At 70.4% G+C, this 22,340-nt stretch carries 20 protein-coding genes; 3 read left to right on the top strand and 17 right to left on the bottom strand.

Annotation, left to right across the window (positions count from 1 at the left end; genetic code table 11):
• Positions 1-21: 21 nt before the first annotated feature.
• The 9 genes from U3649_RS15535 to U3649_RS15575 form a co-directional block, all read right to left on the bottom strand.
• Entirely contained in the window at positions 22-519 is a 498-nt protein-coding gene (locus tag U3649_RS15535) for a regulatory protein RecX (protein ID WP_407352208.1), read from the bottom strand.
• Positions 520-604: 85 nt separating this feature from the next.
• Positions 605-1,654, bottom strand: a complete 1,050-nt coding sequence (recA, locus tag U3649_RS15540; RefSeq protein WP_407352209.1) for a recombinase RecA — start codon at positions 1,652-1,654, stop codon at positions 605-607.
• A gap of 202 nt (positions 1,655-1,856) precedes the next feature.
• Positions 1,857-2,510, bottom strand: coding sequence for a transcriptional repressor LexA (gene lexA, locus U3649_RS15545; protein ID WP_407352210.1), 654 nt, complete (start codon positions 2,508-2,510; stop codon positions 1,857-1,859).
• Positions 2,511-2,535: 25 nt separating this feature from the next.
• Positions 2,536-3,033 carry a CinA family protein gene (locus U3649_RS15550; RefSeq protein ID WP_407352211.1) on the bottom strand — a complete coding sequence of 166 codons (498 nt, stop codon included), beginning with the start codon at positions 3,031-3,033 and terminating at the stop codon, positions 2,536-2,538.
• Between the two features lie 123 nt (positions 3,034-3,156).
• The gene (locus U3649_RS15555; RefSeq protein WP_407352212.1) at positions 3,157-5,796 is read right to left on the bottom strand and encodes a TonB-dependent receptor; all 2,640 of its coding nucleotides are present in this window, start codon (positions 5,794-5,796) and stop codon (positions 3,157-3,159) included.
• Between the two features lie 286 nt (positions 5,797-6,082).
• On the bottom strand, positions 6,083-7,327 hold the full coding sequence (gene arsJ / locus U3649_RS15560) for an organoarsenical effux MFS transporter ArsJ (protein ID WP_407352213.1): 1,245 nt from the start codon (positions 7,325-7,327) through the stop codon (positions 6,083-6,085).
• 143 nt (positions 7,328-7,470) lie between these two features.
• A complete protein-coding gene (locus U3649_RS15565) occupies positions 7,471-8,508 on the bottom strand; it encodes an ArsJ-associated glyceraldehyde-3-phosphate dehydrogenase (RefSeq protein ID WP_407352214.1) in 1,038 nt (345 codons plus the stop codon).
• A gap of 181 nt (positions 8,509-8,689) precedes the next feature.
• Positions 8,690-9,010 (bottom strand): ArsR/SmtB family transcription factor, encoded by a 321-nt coding sequence (locus U3649_RS15570; protein WP_407352215.1) that lies wholly within the window; start codon positions 9,008-9,010, stop codon positions 8,690-8,692.
• A gap of 167 nt (positions 9,011-9,177) precedes the next feature.
• Positions 9,178-9,810 (bottom strand): cation transporter, encoded by a 633-nt coding sequence (locus U3649_RS15575; RefSeq protein ID WP_407352216.1) that lies wholly within the window; start codon positions 9,808-9,810, stop codon positions 9,178-9,180.
• 163 nt (positions 9,811-9,973) lie between these two features.
• On the opposite strand from U3649_RS15575, the gene mutS reads away from it, so the two are divergent.
• From mutS to katG, 3 genes are all read left to right on the top strand, one after another.
• On the top strand, positions 9,974-12,568 hold the full coding sequence (gene mutS, locus U3649_RS15580) for a DNA mismatch repair protein MutS (protein WP_407352217.1): 2,595 nt from the start codon (positions 9,974-9,976) through the stop codon (positions 12,566-12,568).
• 244 nt (positions 12,569-12,812) lie between these two features.
• Positions 12,813-13,442, top strand: a complete 630-nt coding sequence (locus U3649_RS15585) for a DUF937 domain-containing protein (RefSeq protein WP_407352218.1) — start codon at positions 12,813-12,815, stop codon at positions 13,440-13,442.
• Positions 13,443-13,664: 222 nt separating this feature from the next.
• Positions 13,665-15,959, top strand: a complete 2,295-nt coding sequence (gene katG, locus U3649_RS15590; protein WP_407352219.1) for a catalase/peroxidase HPI — start codon at positions 13,665-13,667, stop codon at positions 15,957-15,959.
• An 80-nt stretch (positions 15,960-16,039) separates the two neighbouring features.
• On the opposite strand, the gene U3649_RS15595 is transcribed toward katG, so the two are convergent.
• From U3649_RS15595 to U3649_RS15630, 8 genes are all read right to left on the bottom strand, one after another.
• A complete protein-coding gene (locus tag U3649_RS15595) occupies positions 16,040-16,438 on the bottom strand; it encodes an RNA-binding S4 domain-containing protein (RefSeq protein ID WP_407352220.1) in 399 nt (132 codons plus the stop codon).
• 235 nt (positions 16,439-16,673) lie between these two features.
• Positions 16,674-17,117, bottom strand: coding sequence for a 50S ribosomal protein L19 (rplS, locus tag U3649_RS15600; RefSeq protein ID WP_407352221.1), 444 nt, complete (start codon positions 17,115-17,117; stop codon positions 16,674-16,676).
• 213 nt (positions 17,118-17,330) lie between these two features.
• Positions 17,331-18,080 (bottom strand): tRNA (guanosine(37)-N1)-methyltransferase TrmD, encoded by a 750-nt coding sequence (trmD, locus tag U3649_RS15605; protein ID WP_407352222.1) that lies wholly within the window; start codon positions 18,078-18,080, stop codon positions 17,331-17,333.
• A 133-nt stretch (positions 18,081-18,213) separates the two neighbouring features.
• A complete protein-coding gene (rimM, locus tag U3649_RS15610; protein ID WP_407352223.1) occupies positions 18,214-18,729 on the bottom strand; it encodes a ribosome maturation factor RimM in 516 nt (171 codons plus the stop codon).
• A 38-nt stretch (positions 18,730-18,767) separates the two neighbouring features.
• Positions 18,768-19,034, bottom strand: coding sequence for a 30S ribosomal protein S16 (gene rpsP / locus U3649_RS15615; RefSeq protein WP_407352224.1), 267 nt, complete (start codon positions 19,032-19,034; stop codon positions 18,768-18,770).
• 172 nt (positions 19,035-19,206) lie between these two features.
• On the bottom strand, positions 19,207-20,253 hold the full coding sequence (locus tag U3649_RS15620) for a M48 family metallopeptidase (RefSeq protein WP_407352225.1): 1,047 nt from the start codon (positions 20,251-20,253) through the stop codon (positions 19,207-19,209).
• Positions 20,250-21,365 carry a YjgN family protein gene (locus tag U3649_RS15625; RefSeq protein ID WP_407352226.1) on the bottom strand — a complete coding sequence of 372 codons (1,116 nt, stop codon included), beginning with the start codon at positions 21,363-21,365 and terminating at the stop codon, positions 20,250-20,252. The genes U3649_RS15620 and U3649_RS15625 overlap by 4 nt, the downstream gene beginning before the upstream one ends.
• Before the next feature lie 158 nt (positions 21,366-21,523).
• Positions 21,524-22,321, bottom strand: a complete 798-nt coding sequence (locus U3649_RS15630) for an aminotransferase class IV (protein ID WP_407352227.1) — start codon at positions 22,319-22,321, stop codon at positions 21,524-21,526.
• Positions 22,322-22,340 lie beyond the last annotated feature (19 nt).

The following is a 22,340-nucleotide window of genomic DNA, read 5'->3' on the forward strand; positions in this document are numbered from 1 at the left end:
GTGTTCCGCACCTGCCCGTATTCAGTCGTCGGGGTCGAATCCGGTCGCGCGCCGCACGACGCCGATATCGAAGCCGCGCCGGATCAGGTACTCGGCGGCCTTGCGTCGACGGTCCTGGCCGGCGACGCGGAGATCGCCGAAGCGGCGCTCCAGCAGCGCCTGCGCCCGCCCGCGCCAGTCGTCCTCGCCGTCTTCGGCCAGCGCGGCGAAAGCCGCCTCGACCGTGGCGGCATCGAGCCCGTGGGACTCGAGCTCGGCACGGATCCGTTGCGGCCCGTAGCCGGCAGCCACGCGCGACCGCGCCAAGCTGACCGCAAACCGGGCGTCGTCCTGCCAGCCCTCGGCGGCCATGCGCTCGACGGCGCGGGCCGCCTCGTCCGCCTCGACGCCGCGCGCGGTCAGCTTGCGCTCGAGTTCCCGGCGCGAATGCTCGCGCCGGACCAGCAATCCCAGCGCACGCTGCGCCGGGGTGGGTTCGGGCCGGGACCTGCGCCGGCCGCCGGAGCCTGGATCCTGCATCGTTCTCCCGTCAGCCGGGTCTCGGTGCCTGTGCCTGCCCTACCTGGCGGCTGCCCGCACACAGGTTACGCAGGACGACGCCACCTCAGGCCTCGACACCGTCCTCTTCCACGTCTTCCTTCCTTTCCTCCGGCTTCACTTCGGCCGGCACGAACTGGGCACGCAACGCCGCCTCCAGCTTGGCGGCGACCTCGGGGTTCTCCTTCAGGTACTGGCGCGCGTTCTCCTTGCCCTGGCCGATGCGTTCCTTGCCGTAGCTGTACCAGGCGCCGGCCTTGTCGACCAGCTTGGCTTCCACGCCCATGTCGATCAATTCGCCCTCGCGGCTGATGCCCTCGCCGTACAGGATCTCGGTGACGACCTGCTTGAACGGCGGCGCCATCTTGTTCTTGACCACCTTGATGCGGGTCTGGTTGCCGATGATCTCGTCGCCCTTCTTGATCGCGCCGATGCGGCGGATATCCAGGCGCACCGAGGCATAGAACTTGAGCGCGTTGCCTCCGGTGGTGGTCTCCGGGCTCTGGCCCGGCATCATGACGCCGATCTTCATGCGCAACTGGTTGATGAAGAACACCATGCAGTTGCTGCGCTTGATGTTGCCGGTGAGTTTGCGCAGCGCCTGGCTCATCAACCGCGCCTGCAGGCCGGGAAGCTGGTCGCCCATCTCGCCCTCGATCTCCGCCCTGGGCGTCAGCGCTGCGACCGAGTCGATCACCACCATGTCGACCGCATTGGAGCGCACCAGCATGTCGGCGATCTCCAGCGCCTGCTCGCCGGTGTCCGGCTGCGACACCAGCAGGTCGTCGATGTTGACGCCCAGCTTGGTGGCATAGCCCGGGTCCAGCGCGTGCTCGGCGTCGATGAATGCAGCGGTGCCGCCGGCCTTCTGGCACTGCGCGATCGTCTGCAGGGTCAGCGTGGTCTTGCCGGAGGACTCGGGGCCGTAGATCTCGACCACGCGCCCCTTGGGCAGGCCACCGATGCCGAGCGCGATGTCGAGCTGCAACGAGCCGGTCGGGATCGACGCCACCGCCTGCGCGGTGCCGTCGCCCATGCGCATCACCGAACCCTTGCCGAACTGCTTCTCGATCTGGGTCAGGGCGGCGGACAGCGCGCGCTTCTTGTTCTCGTCCATCGTGGTGATCCTCTGCGGTGATTGATTCGGGTTGGCGGGCAATCTAGCGGTGGCAGGTCGCACGGGTTGCGACGACCTCGCCCTCATGAACGATTATCGGGATCGGCAGCCGCGCTTCCAGCGGCGAAGGCCGCGCCGCCCTGTCGGAAAACGCCGTGCCTCGATGCCGGAGAACGATGCCGCGGGGGCGATTCACGGCGGCTCACCGGTTCGGCCGCACCAGGCCGCAGTACAGGCCCTCGATGGCGAAGTCCTGCTCCGGCAGCACCTCGATCGGCGCGTAGTCGGGGTTGCGGGGCAGCAGGCGGATGCGGTCGCGGCCGAGCTTGAGCAGCTTGACGGTGATCTCCTCGTCGATGCGGGCGACGACGATCTGCCCGGAGCGGGCCTCCGGCGTGCGGTGCACGCCGATCAGGTCGCCGTCGAAGATGCCCTCGTCGCGCATCGAGTCGCCCTTCACCTTCAACAGGTAGTCGGGCGAAGGCGAGAACAGCACGCGATCGAGCACCACGTAGTCGTCGGACCCGATGTCGGCCCCGATCGGCGCGCCCGCGGCGACCTGGCCCAGCACCGGCAACCGCAGCGCTTCCTCCGCCGGGTCCGGGCCGGGCGGATCGAACGGAAGCTTGCGTTGCGGCGCTTCCGGGGTCACCCGCAACCGGATCCCCCGGGCGCGGCCGGGCACGCGCTCGATGGCGCCCGCGGCCTCCAGCGCCTCCAGGTGATACTGCGCCCCGCGCACGCCGGCGAAGCCGAAGGCGCGGGCGATCTCGGTCTGCGACGGCGGCACGCCCTCGGCCTCGATGCGCTCGGCGATCAGCGCCAGGATGTCGCGTTGGGTGTCGGTCAGCTGCATGATTAGTAGTAATACTACTAATCGCTCAGCCGAGCAAGCCCTCCAGCTCGTGCAGCGCCGCCGCCACCGTCTGCCGGCGCACCTGGTCGCGGTCGCCGTCGAAATGGAACACCTCGGCCTTCGGATAGCGCCCGCGGCGCTTCCATGCGATCCACACCATGCCGACCGGCTTGTCCTCGGAGCCGCCGCCGGGCCCGGCGATCCCGGTCACCGCCACCGCGATGCTGGCGCCCGAGTTCACCAGCGCGCCGGACACCATTTCGATGGCCGTCTCGCGGCTGACCGCGCCGTGCTCGTCCAGCGTCTGCGGTCGCACGCCGAGCAGCGCCTGCTTGGCCTCGTAGCTGTAGGCGACCATGCCGCAGTCGAACCATTCCGAGGAGCCGGCGATGTCCGTCACCACCTTGGCGATCCAGCCGCCGGTGCAGCTCTCGGCGGTGACCAGCGTGTGGTGGCCGGCACGCAGCCGTTCGCCGAGTGCCTGCGCCTGCGCGCGCAGCGCGTCTTCGTGGGGTACTTGCATCGTGCGGCTTCGAGTCGGGGGAAGGCCTTTGTAGCCGATTTCGGCGACGGCGTGGCCACGAAGGGAAAAGCCCGCGCATCCCGGGATGCGCGGGCCGTCTGGACCCGCACGATCCCAACGGGCTCAGTAGCGCAGCCGGAACGTCACCCCGTAGGTCGCCGGTGCGCCGAGGAAGGCATTGTAGGTATTGAGCGGATCGCCCGGCTGCGGCGAGCCGACCGCCTGCAGCGGACCGTCGAAGCCGACCTGCACATAGTCCTCGTCGAAGATGTTCTGGCCCCACAGTTCGACCATCCAGCGCCGGTCGCGGGCGCCGAAGCCCAGGCGCGCGTTGACCACGGTGAACGCACCCTGGTGCTTCTCGGCATCGAGGTCGGAGCCGGTGTTGAAGTCGGACATGTACTTGGCGCCGATGTTGAACCGCGCCAGCAGCCGATCGCCGACGTCCAGCTCGTAGGTCGCCGAACCCGAGCCCGACCAGTACGGCGCGAACGGCATGCGCGCACCCGGCAGCTTGTACAACGCGCCGCCCGGCGCCTGGAAATCGGCGCCGGGGATATCGTCGCCGAAGCGCGTGTCCGCATACATCAGCCCGCCCTGCAGCGTCAGCCCGCGGACCGACGCGGGCTGCCACAGCAGCTCGGTGTCGATGCCCTGCGACACCACCTCGGGAATCGAGCGCACCACGAAGCTGGTGCCGAGGAAGCTGTTGAGCTGGAAGTCGTCGTAGGTCTGGTGGAACAGCGTGGCATTGGCCAGCAGGTTGCCGCCGGCCCAGGTGGTGCGGACGCCGAGTTCGTAGCTGTCGACGAACTCGCCCGGGAACGAGGTGTCCGCGACCGGGGTGATGCCGGGCCCGCCGCTGGACAGCCCGTCGGCCGATTGCACGCGGTCGAGATTGAAGCCGCCGCCCTTGTAGCCGCGCGCGGCCGAAGCGTAGGTCATCAGGTGCTCGTTCCAGCGGTAGGCGGCCTTGAGCGTACCGGACCACTCCTTCTCCTCGCGCTCCTGACGGGTCGTGCGGCCGTGGTGCAGGGCGTTCGCCCAAGGCAGGCACATGAAGCCCGCCACCTGCGGCGCCACGCTGCCCAGGATCTGCGCCTGCACCTCCGGCGGCAACGCGGCGATCGGCACGCCGCGCGCGGTCAGCGCCGCCGCGACCCGGCCGGCCGGATTGGCCAGCACGCTGCCGCAGCCGATGCTGCCGTTCGGATTGCTGTAGACCGAGGTCAACGTCTTCTTCTCGCGCGTATAGCGCAGGCCGAGCGTGAGGTCGAGCGCATCGGTGGCGTGCCAGGTGTTGTTGGTGAAGATCGCCTGGCTCTTCGCGTTCTGCGCGTGGCGGTCGAGAGCGCCGAGCCCGGAGAAGTTCGTGCCGAACGGCTGGCCGCTGACCTGCGACATGAAGGTCGCCGGATTCGAGGTGTCCACGGTGATCCCCAGCGGCGCCAGCTGCGCCGCCAGCCCTCCGAGCACCTGCTGGCCGACCAGCGTCGACAGGTACGGCTCGTAGGCGGCGCCGATGCGGTAGGTTTCGGTGCGATCCAGGTCCTCGTCCGAATAGAAGAAGCCCACCATCCAGTCGAAGCGGTCGGTCGCGCCGGTCAGCCGCAGTTCCTGGCTGAAGGTGTCGAAGCCGGTGAACGACTCGTCGGCGTCCGCGTTGCGGTACAGGATGTCGGCGGTGGTGAAGTCGTAGTCGAGCCCGTTGATCGCCTGCCAATCGCGCTGCGCGGTGATCGAGGTCAGGGTGGCGCCGCCGAACCACGGCGTTTCCCAATCGACCTGGGCCGAGATGCCCTTGTCCTTGATGTCCTGCGAGGTCGAGCGGTTGCTGTAGGCGACCCGCGCGTACGGATCTGCCGGGATCGCGATCGCATCGCCGCCGCCGAGGGCGTTGATGATCGGCGCGGTGCCGCCGGTCACCAGTTGCACGGCGGTGCAGCAGTTCTCCTCGCGGCTGGTGTAGTCGGCCGAGAACTGGACGTCGAGCGTCTCGGTCGGCTCGAACAGCAGCTTGCCGCGCAGGGTGTGGTAGTTCTGGTCGTAGTCTTCGGTATCGGTACGCGGGCCGGCACCGGTGCGCACGTCCATCCAGCCGTCGCGCTTGCGCTTGGCCGCGTAGACGCTGAAGGCGGCGTTGTCCCCCAGGGCGTCGTTGTAGGAACCCGACACGCCGAGCGCGCCGTAGTTGCCGGCCGTGACCTCGCCCTCGACGCTCTGGGTGTAGCTGGGGCGGCGCGTCATCACGTTGATGACGCCGGCCGAGGTGTTCTTGCCGAACACCGTGCCCTGCGGGCCCTTGAGCACCTCGATGCGTTCGATCTCGCCCAGGTCGCCGAAGCCGACGCTGTTGCGCGGCCGGTACACGCCGTCGATCACCACGCCCACCGACGACTCCAGGCCGACGTTGTCGCCGACGGTGCCGATGCCGCGGATGCGGGCGGTGGTGATGGCTTCGTTCTGGGTGCTGGTCACGGTCAGGCCGGGCACCAGCACCTGCATGTCCTTGATGTCGCGCACGCCGGCGTCGCGGACCAGCTGCTCGTCCATCACCGTGACCGAGATCGGCACGTCCTGCAGCGCTTCCTCGCGCTTCTGCGCGGTAACGACCAGGGTGGCCAAGGTGGCGGGTTCGTCGTCGCGCCCATCGTCGGGAGGCGGAGCATCCTGCGCCTGCGCGACCTGGACCTGCGACATCGACACCAGGGCCGCCAGGACGGCGGCGGCAAGAAGCTTGTATTGCGGATGCTGCGAAATCATGGCGTCCCCCCTAACCGTAGATGATCGTCGAACCGCGGAGTACCGAACCCATGCAACAACGGCGTGCACGTGCCGGATGAGTCCCGGTAGCGGCAGGGAGACCCGTGTGGGGGACCCGGATCCTGCGATGCCGCCCTCCCCTGCTCGCCGGAAAGCTAGCATAGTTCCGGATGTCCGCGTACGTGCCCGACGGGCCGGACCGACGCGCGACGCGGCACCTTCCTGCCACCTGCTTACAGGAGCGGCAGCGGCTCCATGGCGGCCGGCATACCGACGCCCGACCGGCTCACGCGCGCGGCCGCACCGCACGCGCATGCGGCGGCAGCGCCAGCGCGATCAGCGCCGCCAGCGCGACGAACAGCGCCGAGATCCACAGGCAGGCCTCCAGCCCCGCCGTCTGGTACACCCATCCCGACAGCACCGTGCCGAGCAGCCGCCCCATGGCGTTGGCCATGTAGTAGAAGCCGACGTCGAGCGAGACCCCGTCCTCGCGTGCGTAGCTCACGATCAGGTAGCTGTGCAGCGCCGAGTTGACCGCGAACAGCACGCCGAACAGCGCCAGGCCCGCGACCAGCACCGCCTGCGGCGGCCAGCCGGACAGCGCCAGTGCGATGCCCGCCGGCACTACGGCCAAGGCGGCCGCCCAGCCGAACGCGGCGGCACCTCCCGGCGGGTGTGCGGGATCGCGGGCGGTGAAGCGCGGCGCCGCCGCCTGCACGATGCCGTAGCCGATCACCCAGGCCGCGAGGAAGGCGCCGACCTGCCAGTGGTCCCAGCCCAGCGCGCTGGCCAGGAACACCGGCAACGCCACCACGAACCAGACATCGCGCGCGCCGAACAGGAACAGCCGCGCCGCCGACAGCACGTTGATCGCGCGGCTCTTGGACAGCACCTGCCGGAACTTCGGCGCCGCCCTGGCCCGGCCCAGGTCGCGCCGCAACAGCACCAGGCTGGCGATCCATACCAGCGCCAGCGCGGCCGCCATCGCCAGCACCGAGCCGCGGAAGCCGAGCCAGGTCAGCAACCCGCCGCCGAGGAAGAAGCCGAGGCCCTTGAGCGCGTTCTTGGAGCCGGTCAGCGCCGCCACCCAGCGGTACAGGGTGCCTTGCGCGCCGTCGGCCACCAGCAGCTTGACGCTGCTCTTGGCGCTCATCTTGTTGAGGTCCTTGGCGATGCCCGACAGCGCCTGCGCCGTCATGACCAGCGGCACCGCCAGCCACGCGGTCGGCACCGCGAGCATCGCCAGCGCGACGATCTGCAGGACGAGGCCGATGTTCATCGTGCGGTTCAGGCCGATGCGCGCGCCCAGCCAGCCGCCGACCAGGTTCGTCACCACGCCGAAGACCTCGTAGAACAGGAACAGCAGCGCGATCTGCAGCGGCCCGTAGCCGAGTTGGTGGAAATGCAGCACCACCAGCATGCGCAGCGCGCCGTCGGTCAGGGTGAAGGCCCAGTAGTTGCCGGTGACCAGCGCGTATTGGCGCAGGCCGGGCGACGGTGTTCCGGGCAGCGATGGCGATTGCGTCTGCATCATTCGAATTCCGGAATGTTCCTCGAGCGGACCGCCTGCCGGCGAACCGCCCCGCTGACCGGGCCCGTAGAGCGGAGCTTGCTCCGCTGCTCCCGGCTCCGGAGCCCGCGCAGCCGAGCAAGCCCGGCTCTACGTTGCGGTGGTCAGGAACCCGCCGGCGGCATGTCGGCCCGCCCCACCTTCAGCGCCAGCTCCGCGGTGCGGTTCACGTAGCCCCACTCGTTGTCGTACCAGGCGTACACCTTGACCTGGGTGCCGTCGATCACCCGGGTCGACAGCGCATCGACGATCGACGAACGCGGATCGCTCCGGTAGTCGATCGACACCAGCGGCCGCTCCTCGTAGCCGAGGATGCCGGCCAGCGGCGCGGACGCCGCGGCCTCGCGGAACAGCGCGTTGACCTCCTCCACCGTGGTCGGGCGCTGGACCTCGAACACGCAGTCGGTCAGCGACGCATTGGTCAGCGGCACCCGGACGGCGATGCCGTCCAGGCGCCCGCGCAGCTCCGGGAAGATCTCGTCGATGGCCGTGGCCGAGCCGGTCGAGGTCGGGATCAGGCTGCTGCCGCAGGCACGCGCACGGCGCGGATCCTTGTGCGCCGCGTCGACGATGGTCTGGGTATTGGTCAGCGAATGGAGGGTAGTGATGCTGCCATGGCGGATGCCCAGGCCCTCGTGCAGCACCTTGACCACCGGCGCCAGGCAATTGGTGGTGCACGAGGCCGCGGTGACGATGCGGTGCGCGGCCGGATCGAACAGGTGGTCGTTGACGCCGACCACGCAGTCGAGCACGCCGGCCTCCTTGACCGGCGCGGTCACCACCACCCGCGGCACGCCCTGGTCGAGGTACGGCTGCAGCGCGGCCTTCTTCCGGAACCTGCCGGATGCCTCGATCACCACGTCGCAGCCGGACCAGTCGCCGCCGGCGATCTCGCGGCTGCGGCTGACCGGAACGCGGCGGCCGTCGACCATCAGGGCATCGCCATCGTGGCGCACGTCGCGCCGCCAGCGGCCGTGCACCGAGTCGAACGCCAGCAGATGCGCGAACTGCGCCGCATCGGCGGCCGGATCGTTGATGCGCACGAATTCGAGCGTCTGCGCGAGGTCTTCGCGCTCCAGCGCCGCGCGCAGGGTCAGCCGGCCCATGCGGCCGAACCCGTTGATGCCGATCTTGAGGGTCATTCGCGGAAACTCCGGTCAGGAACACGGGAAATTGCAGAGCCGGTGTGCTTTCCAGTGGGAGCGACGGAAGTCGCGACGCCGGCGGAGTACCCGATCACGCGATGTCGCGACTTCCGTCGCTCCCACTGGGGGTGGTCCCGCCGATGGCCAAACGCGAATTCGCCACCCGGGCCCGCGACCATCACCGTCGCTCCTGCCCCGGCGCGCACAGCGCCGGATCGCCACCACAGCAGTTCTCGGTGAGATAGCCGACCAGGTCCTGCATCGCCGCGAAGTCGGCGCGATAGGTGATGCTGCGGCCGTTCTGCGCGGCCTCGGTCAGTCCGGCTTGCGACAGGGTCCGGAGATGGAACGACAGCGTGGTCGGGGCGATGCCGAGCGCCTCGGCCAGTTCACCGGGCGTCGCTCCCGCGGGACCGAGCTCGACCAGATGGCGGAACACCGCCAATCGCGACTTCTGCGCCAGCGCGGACAAGGCATCGAGGGCGGCATCGGTGTTCATATTTCCATGTTACTAGAATTATCGATATGATGGAAGGCGCAAACGCGGTCCCGAGCTGTGCTCGGGTACCCCGGCTCCGCCAGGCAACGGGGAAACCGCCACCAGCCGCGGGCGGGTAATACCGAGATCCGGATGCAGGTCGCCGGGTCCAATCCGGCCTCGAACGATCAGCTGCCGCCCTGCCCGCCTGCCGCATCCAGTTCGCGCCGGGCGCTGGCCAGCACGCGCAGCGCCGAGCGCAGGAACAGCAGCAGCAGGGCACCGGCGATCACCAGGTCCGGCCAGCCGCTGCCGAACAGCCACACGCCCGCCGCCGCCGCGAGCACGGCGAAACCTTCCCAGACGTCGTTGCGCGAGCACTCCCACACCGAGGCCATGTTGACGTCGCCGTGCCGGTACGGCGACAGCAGCCACAGGCATGCGGCATTCGCGGCGAGATTGAGCAACGCGGCCGCGCCCATCGTCTCGAACAGCGGCATCGCTGGATGCGCCAGGCGCCAGGCGATCTGCGCGCCGACCGCGATCGCCGCCGCCAGGATCAGCAGCCCCTTGAACACCGCCACGCGCGCCTTCGCCCGGAGGCTCGCGCCGACCACCGCCAGGCTCAGCCCGTAGGTCAGCGCGTCGCCGAGGTTGTCCAGTCCGCCCGACAGCAGCGACGACGAGCGCGCCAGGATGGCCGCCGTCACCATCATCAGGAAGGTCGCCGCGTTGATCGCCAGCACGGTGACCAGCACCCGCTTCTGCCGCGCCTCCAGGGCTCGGACCTCGATCGACTTGCCGCAACAGGAATCCGCCATCTCGACTTCGCAGGATACGCGGTGCGCACCTGCGGTGCATCGACGGCCGGGAGCCGGCGGCGCGGCCGCGCCGCTGCCGGCCGCGGGCCATCGGCGCGTGCGCTCCGATCCGCCAGCGGAAGCGCCCGCTACAATGTCCGCCGCCCCGAGACGCCCCCCGCAGATGCCCAAGAGCGCCGCACAGACGCCCGAACACACGCCACTCATGCGCCAGTTCTTCGCCGCCAAGGCGGAGCACCCGGACGTGCTGCTGTTCTTCCGCATGGGCGACTTCTACGAGCTGTTCTACGACGACGCGCGCAAGGCGGCGCGACTGCTCGACATCACCCTGACCCAGCGCGGCGCCTCGGGCGGGCAGCCGATCCCGATGGCCGGCGTGCCGCACCACTCGGCGGAAGGCTACCTGGCGCGGCTGGTGGCGCTGGGCGAGTCGGTGGCGATCTGCGAGCAGATCGGCGACCCGGCGGCCAGCAAGGGGCTGGTCGAACGCAAGGTGGTGCGCATCGTCACCCCCGGCACGGTGACCGACGAGGCCCTGCTGGACGAACGCCGCGACACCCTGCTGCTGGCGCTGGCGCGTTCCGGCACGTCGTCCAAGGGCCGGGGCTACGGCCTGGCCTGGGCCGACCTGGCCGGCGGCCGCTTCCTGGTCAACGAGGTGGCCAACGACGACCAGCTCGAGGCCGAACTCTCGCGCCTGGACCCGGCCGAGCTGCTGCTGCCCGACGAGGAGGGCTGGCCGCCGTTCCTGGCCGCGCGCAAGGGCGTGCGCCGGCGCGCGCCGTGGCTGTTCGACGCCGACAGCGGCCGCCGCCAGCTGCTGCAGTTCTTCGGGCTGCACGACCTGACCGGCTTCGGCCTGGAGGACCGCCCGCTCGCCATCGCCGCCGCCGGCGCCCTGCTCGGCTACGTCGAGGAGACGCAGAAGCAGCGGCTGCCGCACCTGACCGCGATCGCGGTCGAGGCCGGCGACGGCGCGATCGCGATGAACGCCGCCACCCGCCGCCACCTCGAGCTCGACACCCGCGTCGACGGCGAGCACCGCCATACCCTGCTCGGCGTGCTCGACAGCACGGTCACGCCGATGGCCGGGCGCCTGCTGCGGCGCTGGCTGCACCGGCCGCTGCGCGACCGCGCGGTGCTCGGCGAGCGGCACCATGCCGTCGCGACGCTGATCGACAGCCGTGCCGACACCGATCTGCGCGAATGTTTCCGCGCCCTCGGGGACCTCGAGCGCATCCTCTCGCGCATCGCCCTGCGCTCGGCGCGCCCGCGCGACCTGTCCACCCTGCGCGACGGCCTGGCGATGCTGCCGAAGCTGCGCACGCTGCTGGCGCCGTTCGATTCGCCGCGCCTGCAGGTGCTCGCCGAACACCTGGGCGAGCACGCCGCCGAGGCGCACCTGCTGGCGACCGCGCTGGTCGAGCAGCCGCCGGTGCTGGCCCGCGACGGCGGCGTCTTCGCCGCCGGCCACGACGCCGAACTGGACGAACTGCGCGCGCTCAGCGGCAACGCCGACCAGTTCCTGGTCGACCTGGAGGCGCGCGAGCGCGCGGCCAGCGGCATCCCGACCCTGAAACTCGGCTACAACCGCGTCCACGGCTACTACATCGAGATCAGCAAGGCCCAGGCCGGCAAGGCGCCGACGCACTACACCCGCCGGCAGACGCTGACCAACGCCGAACGCTACATCACCGAGGAGCTGAAGCAGTTCGAGGACAAGGTGCTGTCGGCGCGCGAGCGCGCACTGGCGCGCGAACGGCTGCTGTACGAGCAGCTGCTCGACGCCCTCGACGCGCGTCTCGACGCGCTGAAGCAGTGCGCCGCGGCGCTGAGCGAACTCGACGTGCTGGCCGCCTTCGCCGAACGCGCGCAGGCGCTGGACTGGTCGCGGCCGGAGCTGACCGCCGAGCCCGGCCTGCGCATCGAACGCGGGCGCCACCCGGTGGTGGAGGCGGTGCGCGAGGAACCGTTCGAACCCAACGACCTGGTGCTCGACGACGACCGCCGCATGCTGGTGATCACCGGCCCCAACATGGGCGGTAAGAGCACCTACATGCGGCAGAACGCGCTGATCGTGCTGCTGGCGCACATCGGCAGCTTCGTCCCGGCGGCGCGCGCGGTGATCGGCCCGATCGATCGCATCCTGACCCGGATCGGCGCGGGCGACGACCTCGCCCGCGGCCAGTCGACCTTCATGGTCGAGATGAGCGAGACCAGCTACATCCTCCACCACGCCACCGACCAGTCGCTGGTGCTGATGGACGAGATCGGCCGCGGCACCTCGACCTACGACGGCCTGGCGCTGGCCGAGGCCTGCGCCCGCCACCTGGCCGCGGCCAACCGCAGCTACACGCTGTTCGCCACCCACTACTTCGAGCTGACCGCGCTGGCCGAACCGGGCAGCGGCGTGGCCAACGTGCACCTCGACGCGGTCGAGCACGGCGATTCGCTGGTGTTCATGCATGCGGTCAAGGAAGGCCCGGCCGACCGCAGCTTCGGGCTGCAGGTCGCCGCCCTGGCCGGCCTGCCGAAGGCGGTGGTCGGCGACGCGCGCGGCCGCCTGGCCGAACTGGAGCAACGCGGCAGCCAGACCCAGGCCGCCGCGATGCGGCCGCAGGCGCTCGACGGCCCACGGCAGATCGGCCTGTTCGCGCCCTCCTCGGCCGCGCTGGACGCGCTGGCGGCGCTGGATCCGGACGAGCTGACGCCGAAGCAGGCGCTGGAGGCGCTGTACCGCCTGAAGTCGCTGACCTGACCCGCGGCCGCCCCGTAGAGCGGAGCTTGCTCCGCTGCGACCGGCTCCTGAGCCCGCACCCGTAAAGCGAAGCTTGCTCCCGGCTCCGGAGCCCGCGCAGCCGAGCAAGCTCGGCTCTACGCAGCCGGTTGCGGACGGGCAGCGGAGCAGGCGCTCCAAAAGGGCGTGGACCACGAACGGGTGGCGCGGCGAGGCGCTACAGTAGCCCCGCGCAACCACGCGCCGCAGACAAGGACCCGCCGTCATGACCGACTCCCTGACCGATCAACTCCTCAGCCAACTCGACGGCGCGCCGCTGCAGCAGATCGCGCAGCAACTCGGCATCGACCAGACACAGGCAGCGGGCGCGGTCGGCACCGCCCTGCCGCTGCTGATGGGGGCGCTGGGCCGCAACGCCAGCCAGCCGCAGGGTGCGGAAGCGCTGTTCGGCGCGTTGCAGAAGAACCACGCCGGCGGCGACATCGGCAGCGTGCTCGGTGCCGTGCTCGGCGGCGCCGCCTCGCCGCGGACCGACGGCGCCGGCATTCTCGGCCACGTCTTCGGCGGCAGGCAGCAGCGCGCCGAAAACGGGCTCGGCCAGGCCACCGGCCTCGGCGGCGACCGCGCCGGGCAGTTGCTGAAGATCCTCGCGCCGATCGTGCTGGCGTTCCTGGCCAAGCGGACGTTCCAGCAGGGCCAGGACGGCGGCGCCGGCCCGGCGACGGCGACCCCGCAGGGCCTCGGCGCGATCCTGGGCCAGGAGCAACGGCAGGTCGCACGCCAGGGCGGTGCCGCCGGCCTGCTCGGCGCGGTGCTGGACCAGGACGGCGACGGAGAACTCGGGCTCGGCGATCTGCTCAAGATCGGCGGCGGCCTGCTTGGCGCCAAGTCCTGAAGTAGGGGAAGTGGTACGGGTCGGGGCCGGCGATTCGTCGGCCCATCGCACGCTTGCCGTGCGGACGCGCCGTGCGGACGCGCCGCGCCGACGCGCTCGCCGTCGGCGCCACCAACGACCATGGATAGCCTTGAGCTATCGATCCGTTCGTATCAATCGAATTCATATTTTCGTGTCCCGGCAGTAGCGTTGGCTGACCGTTCATTTCTCCCTGGAGCCGCCATGAGCACGGTGATCAAAGATCCCCCGAAGCAGCCCGACCCGGCGCAGGCCAGCATCGCCGGCAAATGCCCCTTCAAGCACACGGCGGGCGGCGGCACGTCGAACCGGGACTGGTGGCCGAACCGGCTCCCGATCGATCTGCTGCACCAGCATTCCTCCAAGTCCGATCCGATGGGCGGGGGCTTCGACTACGCCGAGGCGTTCAAGCGCCTGGACTACGACGCCCTGAAGCGGGATCTCCACGCGCTGATGACCGATTCGCTGGACTGGTGGCCGGCGGACTTCGGCCACTACGGCGGCCTGATGATCCGGATGGCCTGGCACAGCGCCGGCACCTACCGCATCGGCGACGGCCGCGGCGGCGGCGGCCGGGGCCAGCAGCGCTTCGCCCCGCTCAACAGCTGGCCCGACAACGTCAGCCTGGACAAGGCGCGCCGCCTGCTGTGGCCGATCAAACAGAAATACGGCCGCAGTATTTCCTGGGCCGACCTGATGATCCTCGCCGGCAACGTCGCCCTGGAGTCGATGGGCTTCAGGACCCTCGGCTTCGCCGGCGGCCGTCCCGACACCTGGGAGCCGGACCAGGACGTGTACTGGGGCCGCGAGACCACCTGGCTGGGAGGCGACGAGCGCTACGCGCACGGCTCGGAGGGCGTGGAGAAGGCGGGCGGCGTGCTGGTGTCGGAGGACGACGCCGACGGCGACGTGCACACGCGCAAGCTGGAGAACCCGCTGGCCGCCGTGCAGATGGGCCTGATCTACGTCAACCCGGAAGGCCCCGACGGCAATCCCGACCCGATCGCCGCGGCCCATGACATCCGCGACACCTTCGGCCGCATGGCCATGAACGACGAGGAGACCGTCGCCCTGATCGCCGGCGGCCACAGCTTCGGCAAGACCCACGGCGCCGCCCCGGCCTCGCACGTGGCGGCCGAGCCGGAAGCGGCCGGCCTCGAGGCCCAGGGCTTCGGCTGGCGCAACGGCTTCGGCAGCGGCAAGGGCGCCGACACCATCACCAGCGGCCTGGAGGTCACCTGGACCACCACTCCCACGCAGTGGAGCAACAACTTCTTCGAGAACCTGTTCGGGTTCGAGTGGGCACTGGAGAAGAGCCCCGCCGGCGCGCACCAGTGGGTCGCCAAGGGCGCGGACGCGATCATCCCCGACGCGCACGATCCGTCGAAGAAGCGCCGGCCGACCATGCTGACCACCGACCTGTCGCTGCGCTTCGACCCGGTCTACGAGAAGATCTCCCGGCGTTTCCTGGAGAACCCCGACCAGTTCGCCGATGCCTTCGCCAAGGCCTGGTTCAAGCTGACCCACCGCGACATGGGGCCGCGCGCCCGCTACCTCGGCCCTGAAGTGCCCGCCGAGGAGTTCCTCTGGCAGGACCCGGTCCCCGCGGTCGGCCATCCGCTGATCGACGGCGACGACATCGCCGCGCTCAAGGCCCAGGTGCTGGCATCGAGCCTGTCGGTATCCGAACTGGTGTCGACCGCTTGGGCCTCGGCCTCCACCTTCCGCGGCAGCGACAAGCGCGGCGGCGCCAACGGCGCGCGCATCCGCCTGGCCCCGCAGAAGGACTGGGAGGTCAACCAGCCCGGGCAATTGGCCGAGGTGCTGACGACCCTGGAGGGCATCCGCGCCGGGTTCAACGCGAACGCATCCGGCGGCAAGCAGGTCTCGCTGGCCGACCTGATCGTGCTGGCCGGCTGCGCCGGCGTCGAGCAGGCGGCGAAGGATGCCGGCGTCGAGGTCACGGTAGCGTTCTCGCCGGGGCGTACCGATGCCTCGCCGGAACAGACGGACGTGGACGCTTTCGCCGTGCTGGAACCGGTCGCCGACGGCTTCCGCAACTACCTCAAGGGCAGGTTCAGCGTGCCGGCCGAAGCCCTGCTGATCGACAGGGCGCAGTTGCTGACGCTGACCGCGCCCGAGCTGACGGTCCTCGTCGGCGGCATGCGCGTGCTCGGCACCAATGTCGGCCGGAGCCGGCATGGCGTGTTCACCGACAGGCCGGGCACGCTGAGCAACGACTTCTTCGTCCACCTGCTCGACATGGGCACGGAGTGGACGCCGGTGTCGGGCGAGGCGGAAGTGTTCGAGGGACGCGACCGCAGGAGCGGCGAGCTCAGGTGGACCGGCACGCGCGTCGATCTCGTCTTCGGCTCCAACTCCCAGCTCCGTGCCCTGGCCGAGGTCTATGGAAGTTCGGACGCGCAGGAGAAGTTCGTCCACGACTTCGTCGCGGCCTGGAACAAGGTGATGAACCTGGACCGCTTCGACTCGGCGTGAGTTCCCGGGCCTCGCGTAGAGCCGAGCTTGCTCGGCTGCGCGGGCTCCGGAGCCGGAGAAGCAGCGGAGCGAGCTCCGCTCTACGTGGCGTCGATGTCGCCGAGCGCGCGGATCAGCCGGCGGGCGCGCTTGTCGGGCTTGCCTTCCGGCGGCTGATACCCGGCGCGCGCCGCGCGCAGTTCCGCCAGTCGCGTCTCGCGCGCCCTGCGCGAATCTCCGGATTCCAGGTACAGCGTCCGCGCCACCTTCGCCGGCCCGCGGCTGGCGGACAGGCCCAGCACCTCGACCTCGAAGATCTCCTCGGCGCGTACGATCCGCAGCCGATCGCCGACGCGCACGCCGCGCGCGGGCTTGGCCCGTTGCCCGCCGACGTCCACCTTGCCGGTCTCCACCGCCTGCTTCGCCAGGCTGCGGGTCCTGAAGAAGCGCGCGGCCCATAGCCAGAGATCCAGGCGTACGCTGTCGGAGGCATCGTTCATCGTGGCATCACAAGCATGGGCGGCGCTGCGGGATCGCCGGCGTACATCGATTGTCCGAGGTTTGGGTGTCGATCACGCGAAGCCGCAGGCCACGACCGGCCACGCGCGGAAGCGGCACGGCCGCACGCATGCTGCCGGCCTGCCGGCACCGGGGCGGCGGCGAACGCGTCCGGTCCCGCAAACGCAAACGGCCACCTTGCGGTGGCCGTCACGCGTGGAACCGATCGTCGCCGGCTCACTCGGCGGCGGCGGCCTCGGCGGCAGCGGCTTCGGCCTTGTCGGCGCTGGCCTTGGCGTTCTTGGCCTTCGCCTGGATCGACAGATCCTCCTTGATGCGCGCCTTCTTGCCCTGCAGGCCGCGCAGGTAGTACAGCTTGCCGGCGCGCACCGCGCCGCGGCGCTTGACCTCGACCGACTCGATCGCGGCGCTGTGGCTCTGGAACACGCGCTCGACGCCGAAGCCGTGCGAGATCTTGCGCACGGTGAACGCGGAATTCAGGCCGGCGTTCTTCTTGCCGATGACCACGCCTTCGTAGGCCTGCACGCGCTCGCGGTTGCCTTCCTTGACCTTGACGTTGACGACGACGGTGTCGCCCGGGCCGAAGTCCGGCAGTGCGCGCTGGACCTGTTCTTTCTCGAAGTCCTGCAGGAGGGTGCTGAGGGATGGCTTGGTGGTCATGGTCTTGGCCTGTTGGTGTCGTTGTCGGCGTGGTGCACGTGGACGCACGCTCATGGCATGGGTGGAACGGCAAGCCGCGTATTGTAGCGACAAATTCCCTTGTGTGGCTAGGGCTTAGCCTCGAGGCGAGGAACGCGGGGAGAGCAACGAGAAACGGGCGGGAGGCGGGGCACGGCGCTCCGGGCGGGCGGGCCCGGCTTTTCGCCCGGCGCTTCAGCCGTCGCCGTCCCGGTCCCGCCGGTATTCGGCCAGGAGCGCGCGATCGGCCGGGGACAGGACCTGCTCGTCCAGCAGGTCCGGCCGCCGCTCCCAGGTGCGGCCCAGCGCCTGCCGCCGGCGCCAGCGGGCAATCTCGGCGTGGTTGCCGGACAGCAGCACTTCCGGCACCTCGCCCAGCGGATGGCTGACCGGACGGGTGTAGTGCGGGCAGTCCAGCAGCCCGTCGTCGTCGAAGCTGTCCTGCGCGGCCGATTCGGCGTCGTTGAGGGCGCCGGCCTGCAACCGGGCCACCGCATCGACCACCACCGCCGCCGCCAGTTCGCCGCCGGACAGCACGTAGTCGCCGATCGAGAGTTCCTCGTCGACCTCGGCCCGGACCAGGCGCTCGTCGACGCCCTCGTAGCGGCCGCAGAGCAGCACCATGCGCCCGCGGCCGGCCAGTTCCCGTACCTTGGCCTGGTCCAGCCGCCGCCCCTGCGGGCTCAGGTACACGACCCGGGCCGGCGCCGGATCGGCGGCGCGCGCCGCGGCGATCGTCGCGCGCAACGGATCGACCAGCATCACCATGCCGGGACCGCCACCGAAGGGGCGGTCGTCCACCCGGCGGTAGTTGCCCTCGGCGTAGTCGCGCGGATTCCAGCCGTGGAGCGACAGCAGGCCCCGTTCCTGCGCGCGCCCGACCACGCCGAAGCCCGCACAGGCCGCGACGAATTCCGGGAACAGGCTGACGATGTCGATGCGCATGGGGCCGGGAATCGGGAGTCGGGAATCGGGAATGGTACGGGCAACGACCGCGCCCCCGTAGAGCGGAGCTTGCTCCGCTATGCCGGCTCCGGAGCCCGGAGCAGCGGAGCAAGCTCCGCTCTACGGCGAGGGGCTAGAACTCCGGGTCCCAGTCGACCACGACCACGCCGGCATCGAAATCCACCGAGCGCACGTAGTCCGGGGTGATGAACGGGATCATCCGCTCGCGGGCGTCGTCGCGGGCGACCAGCACGTCGTTGGCGCCGGTCTCGAACAGGTAGGCGACGCGGCCGAGCGGTGCGCCGTCGACGGTCTCCACGCGCAGGCCTTCCAGGTCGACCCAGTAGTACTCGCCCGGGCCGGGCGGCGGCAGCACCGAGCGCGGCACCCACAGCTCGGCGCCGCGCAGGGCATCGGCGGCGTCGCGGTCGTCGATGTCCGGGAAACGGGCGACGATGCCCTTGGCGGTCTCGCGCCCATGCGCGCCGGAAAGCTCGCGCTCGCGGCCGTGCGCGTCGCGCAGCAGCCACGGCTGGTAGCGGAAGATCCGTTCGGGCGGATCGGCGAAGGACTCGAGCTTGAGCTCGCCGCGCACGCCGAAGGCCCCGTGGATCCTGCCCAGCAGGATGCGGCGTCCGGGATCGCTCATGACAGGTAGGCCGCGCCCGGGAGCGCGGCCGGCACGGATCAGGCCGAAGCCTGGTCCTGCTGCGACTTGGTCGCTTCCCTGTACAGGTTGCGGACCTTGTCGGTCATCTGCGCGCCCTGCCCGACCCAGTGGTCGACGCGGGCGGTGTCGAGCACCACGCGCTGCTCGGCGCCGGCGGCGACGGGGTTGTAATAGCCCACGCGCTCGATGTTGCGGCCGTCGCGCGCGCTGCGCGAGTCGGTGACGATGATGTGGTAGAACGGACGCTTCTTGGCGCCGCCACGGGTCAGGCGGATCTTGACCATTTTCGGGAGTTTCCTGTGTTGCCCAGTCGCCAGGACGGCGAGGTAAGCCGGGCATTGTAAGCCACTGAACCGCGGCGGGAAACCCCGCCCGCCCCGCCGGCGCCCCGGCTCAGCGCGCCGGGATGTCGCCCCCCCCGCGTACCGGATTGGAGTGGCCAGCCGCGCCGTTCCCTCAGTCCCGGCGCGGCTGGCGGTCGCTGGCGCGTTCGGCCGCCTCGATCCGCTCCGGGGTGGGCGGATGGGTGGACAGATAGCCCATCGGTCCGCGCTCGATCCCGTCCGGGATTTCGGCGGAAAGGCGCCGCATGATCGAAGCGAATGCCTGCTCGGGAATTCCGCGCGACCGCAGCAGCTGCAGCGCGTGGGCGTCCGCCTCGCGTTCGTGCCCGCGCGAATAGCCGCTGCTGAGCAACACCGCGGGAAGCGCCACGGCCAGCGACGATCCCGAGACGTCGCCGAACAGCAGCCCGACGACCAGCAGCACCGAGGAACTCTCGATCGCCTGCCGGATGCCATGACGGTGGACATGGTGGCCGGCTTCGTGGGCGAGCACGGCCAGGATCTCCTCGTCGTCGCCGGCCAGTTTCACCAACGCGTCGGTCAGGTAGATCCGTCCATCGGGCAGGGCGAAAGCATTGGGCCCGAGCGCCGGCGCCTGCACGAAGCGCAGGCGCATCCGCTCGTATCGCGGCTCCCCCCGTACCAGGTCCGCGAAACGACCGCGCAGTTCGCGCCGACGCGCCTGCGGCAGCTCGCTGGGCCGCAGGTGCGTCCGCTCCAGCAGCAGGATCGCCTGCCGGCTCACCTCGACCTCGACCGCCTCCGGCGTCCGTTCCGCGATCCGCAGCGCGAACCACGGCACGCCGACGCGCAGGAAGGCGAAGGCGAATAGCGCGGTTCCCAGGGCTGCGACCAGGATCGCGAGCCGACGGCGCTCCAGCCAGTCGGCCATGGCTTCGACCCTGCTGGCGGGCCGCGGAAACCACTGCGCCAGCAATGGCGAATCCGGACACTCGACCTGTCCGTGGCCGGCGCGCCGCAGCACCCGCGGCGTCGCGCCGATGCGCGCGCCGAGCTCGATTTCATGCAGCGGCCAAAGCCTCTCAGGACCGCCATCGGCCGCCAGGATTCGCAATCCCCCCGACCCGTCCAGCTCCAGCCGCACGGCGTGCGCGCGACTCGAACGACCATCGTGCCATTGGCCTTCCAGCCAGTTCAAATCCCGATATCCATGCCCAGGTCGAGGGCGTCCGACAGCTCGGCGCCGGTCGCGTTGCGTTCCTCGTCCACGTCCGCGGCGAAGTCTTCGATGCTCCCGCTGACCACCATCTCGAAGCATTCGGCCCGGTAGCGCGCCAGCCGCACCATCGCCCATGGCGTCGCCAACCCCAGCGTGCACAGGATGGCGACCAGGTTGCTCGCGTACAGCCAGATCACGTGCCTCGCGCTCAGGGTGGACACGAAGCGATGCTCGCCGAGCCGGGCGTGGTTCCAGAGCAGGTTGGTGTAGCGCGTCTTCAGGAAGGCCAAGACCGCGAACATCCCCAGGTACACGACCACGAAGCTCGACGTTATGACGAGCATGAGCGCCGCCGGGGGCTCCTCGCTTCCGACACCGTCGGCCGCCCCCGCAAGCAGGAAGGTGCTCGCCCCGATCGCCAGCGCGAACAGGATCACGCCGCCGACGCCGAGGCCCAGTGCGATCACATAGGGAACGTAGTAGGGCCCTGCCTCGGCCTCGAAACCGAATTCGGCCCTGCCGAAGCGATGTCCGGACACAATGTAGTCGTGCTGCCTGCGTACCGTCAGCGGATACAGCAGGCTGAGCGAAAGCAGCGAGAGCACCGGCCAGCCGAGGAATGGGCCATAGGCCTGCCCCGCGGTATGCACGAACCGGAAACGCAGCCCGCGCCAGGCCGAGTAGCGGGCGCGGAAGCGGGCGGCCAGGAAGACGATCAGCGGCATGCACGCGAGCACCGCGAGCAGCAGTACCAGGTACAACAGCGGCATGAAATGCGAACTCAAACCGAGCGCGATCACCACGGCGTATGCGATCAGGCGCCCCTTCAGGATCCGGATCGGATCGGCGAGGTACTCGAATGCCGAGCCCGCGATGCGGGTGTTGCCGTAGAAGTAGCGCTCCGTGCGCACCTTGGCCCAGGCCGAGTAGATGCCGAGCGTCAGGATCGTGAGCAGCACGTTGACGATCCAGATCCCGAAATACTCGCCGGCGCGGCCGTCGAACCGCGGCCGGTAGCCGATGGTCTGCGGTGGCGGCGGCACAGCGGCCTGGTCCCCGCCCTCGGGCGGAGTCGTGGTGTGGTCGAGCATGGCCTCATTCCCCCTTCTGCCGCGATCGGCGGCGCTTCACGTTCCGTCGCGGTCCATTGGCGGGCCCGGACCGTCCCTGTGCCGGATCCCCATCCGCCACTGGCTCGACCTTACCCGATTCCATGTGCGGCAGCACCTCGACTGCCGGCCGGCACGGCTCAGATCCGCTGCCAGGGACGCGCCGCCAGGGCCTCGGCGAGCAGCCGAGCGAATCCTGTGTCCGGGGCGTACTCCACCGCATCGATCCCGTCGATGATTCGCACGCCGCGCGAATTGCAGGCGAATGCGCCACGGAAACCGGCCAGCTCGTCCAGGCTCACCGGCCGGGTCGTCTGGGCGATGCCCGCGTCCGACAGGCCGGCCTGCAGCAGGCGCTCGGTCACGCCGCGCAGTGCCGGCCCCTCGGGCCAGACCACGCCGTCGGCCATGACGAAGCCGACGTTCCAGACCGAACCTTCCAGCACCCGTTCCTGCGCGTCGACGAATAGCGCGTCGTCGTAGCCGTCCAGGACCGCGCGGCGACGGTAGTGAAGCAGCGCGAACGTCCCCACGTGCTTGACGTTCGGCAGCTCCCGCCGGTAGCCGTAGCTGCGCACGCGGAGCCCACCGCCGCCCGGTGCGAGCGGCGGCGACAGCGTGACCAGGATCCGTGGCGTCCCTGCCGGACCGCCGCGCAGCGGATCGAGGCCGGGGGCGAACACGGTCGCCCGCAACGTGCAGTCCGTGGCAGGCGCCGCGGACAGCGCCCGACGCAGTTCGCCACGCGTCCGTTCGGGATCCAGATCGCAACCGAACAGTTCCCGCGTCGCATCGCGCAGCCGCCGCAGGTGCAGGTCGAAGCCCTGCACCGCGCCGCCGCGCACCTGCATCGTGCTGAAGTGGCCGTAGTTGGCCAGCGCCAGCGCGCGCAGCGCGTCGGCCGGCGCCGGACGTCCGTCGATCCAGGCCGAGGTCATCGCGCCGGCCGTCGGCGGA

The organism is Luteimonas sp. R10 (assembly GCF_045689605.1).
Taxonomy (GTDB): domain Bacteria; phylum Pseudomonadota; class Gammaproteobacteria; order Xanthomonadales; family Xanthomonadaceae; genus Luteimonas.

Coding starts and splice junctions, on each gene's coding strand:
- U3649_RS15535 (WP_407352208.1), bottom strand. CDS start 519: ATGCAGGATCCAGGCTCCGGCGGCCGGCGCAGGTCCCGGCCCGAACCC.
- recA (WP_407352209.1), bottom strand. CDS start 1,654: ATGGACGAGAACAAGAAGCGCGCGCTGTCCGCCGCCCTGACCCAGATC.
- lexA (WP_407352210.1), bottom strand. CDS start 2,510: ATGCAGCTGACCGACACCCAACGCGACATCCTGGCGCTGATCGCCGAG.
- U3649_RS15550 (WP_407352211.1), bottom strand. CDS start 3,033: ATGCAAGTACCCCACGAAGACGCGCTGCGCGCGCAGGCGCAGGCACTC.
- U3649_RS15555 (WP_407352212.1), bottom strand. CDS start 5,796: ATGATTTCGCAGCATCCGCAATACAAGCTTCTTGCCGCCGCCGTCCTG.
- arsJ (WP_407352213.1), bottom strand. CDS start 7,327: ATGCAGACGCAATCGCCATCGCTGCCCGGAACACCGTCGCCCGGCCTG.
- U3649_RS15565 (WP_407352214.1), bottom strand. CDS start 8,508: ATGACCCTCAAGATCGGCATCAACGGGTTCGGCCGCATGGGCCGGCTG.
- U3649_RS15570 (WP_407352215.1), bottom strand. CDS start 9,010: ATGAACACCGATGCCGCCCTCGATGCCTTGTCCGCGCTGGCGCAGAAG.
- U3649_RS15575 (WP_407352216.1), bottom strand. CDS start 9,810: ATGGCGGATTCCTGTTGCGGCAAGTCGATCGAGGTCCGAGCCCTGGAG.
- mutS (WP_407352217.1), top strand. CDS start 9,974: ATGCCCAAGAGCGCCGCACAGACGCCCGAACACACGCCACTCATGCGC.
- U3649_RS15585 (WP_407352218.1), top strand. CDS start 12,813: ATGACCGACTCCCTGACCGATCAACTCCTCAGCCAACTCGACGGCGCG.
- katG (WP_407352219.1), top strand. CDS start 13,665: ATGAGCACGGTGATCAAAGATCCCCCGAAGCAGCCCGACCCGGCGCAG.
- U3649_RS15595 (WP_407352220.1), bottom strand. CDS start 16,438: ATGAACGATGCCTCCGACAGCGTACGCCTGGATCTCTGGCTATGGGCC.
- rplS (WP_407352221.1), bottom strand. CDS start 17,117: ATGACCACCAAGCCATCCCTCAGCACCCTCCTGCAGGACTTCGAGAAA.
- trmD (WP_407352222.1), bottom strand. CDS start 18,080: ATGCGCATCGACATCGTCAGCCTGTTCCCGGAATTCGTCGCGGCCTGT.
- rimM (WP_407352223.1), bottom strand. CDS start 18,729: ATGAGCGATCCCGGACGCCGCATCCTGCTGGGCAGGATCCACGGGGCC.
- rpsP (WP_407352224.1), bottom strand. CDS start 19,034: ATGGTCAAGATCCGCCTGACCCGTGGCGGCGCCAAGAAGCGTCCGTTC.
- U3649_RS15625 (WP_407352226.1), bottom strand. CDS start 21,365: ATGCTCGACCACACCACGACTCCGCCCGAGGGCGGGGACCAGGCCGCT.
- U3649_RS15630 (WP_407352227.1), bottom strand. CDS start 22,321: ATGACCTCGGCCTGGATCGACGGACGTCCGGCGCCGGCCGACGCGCTG.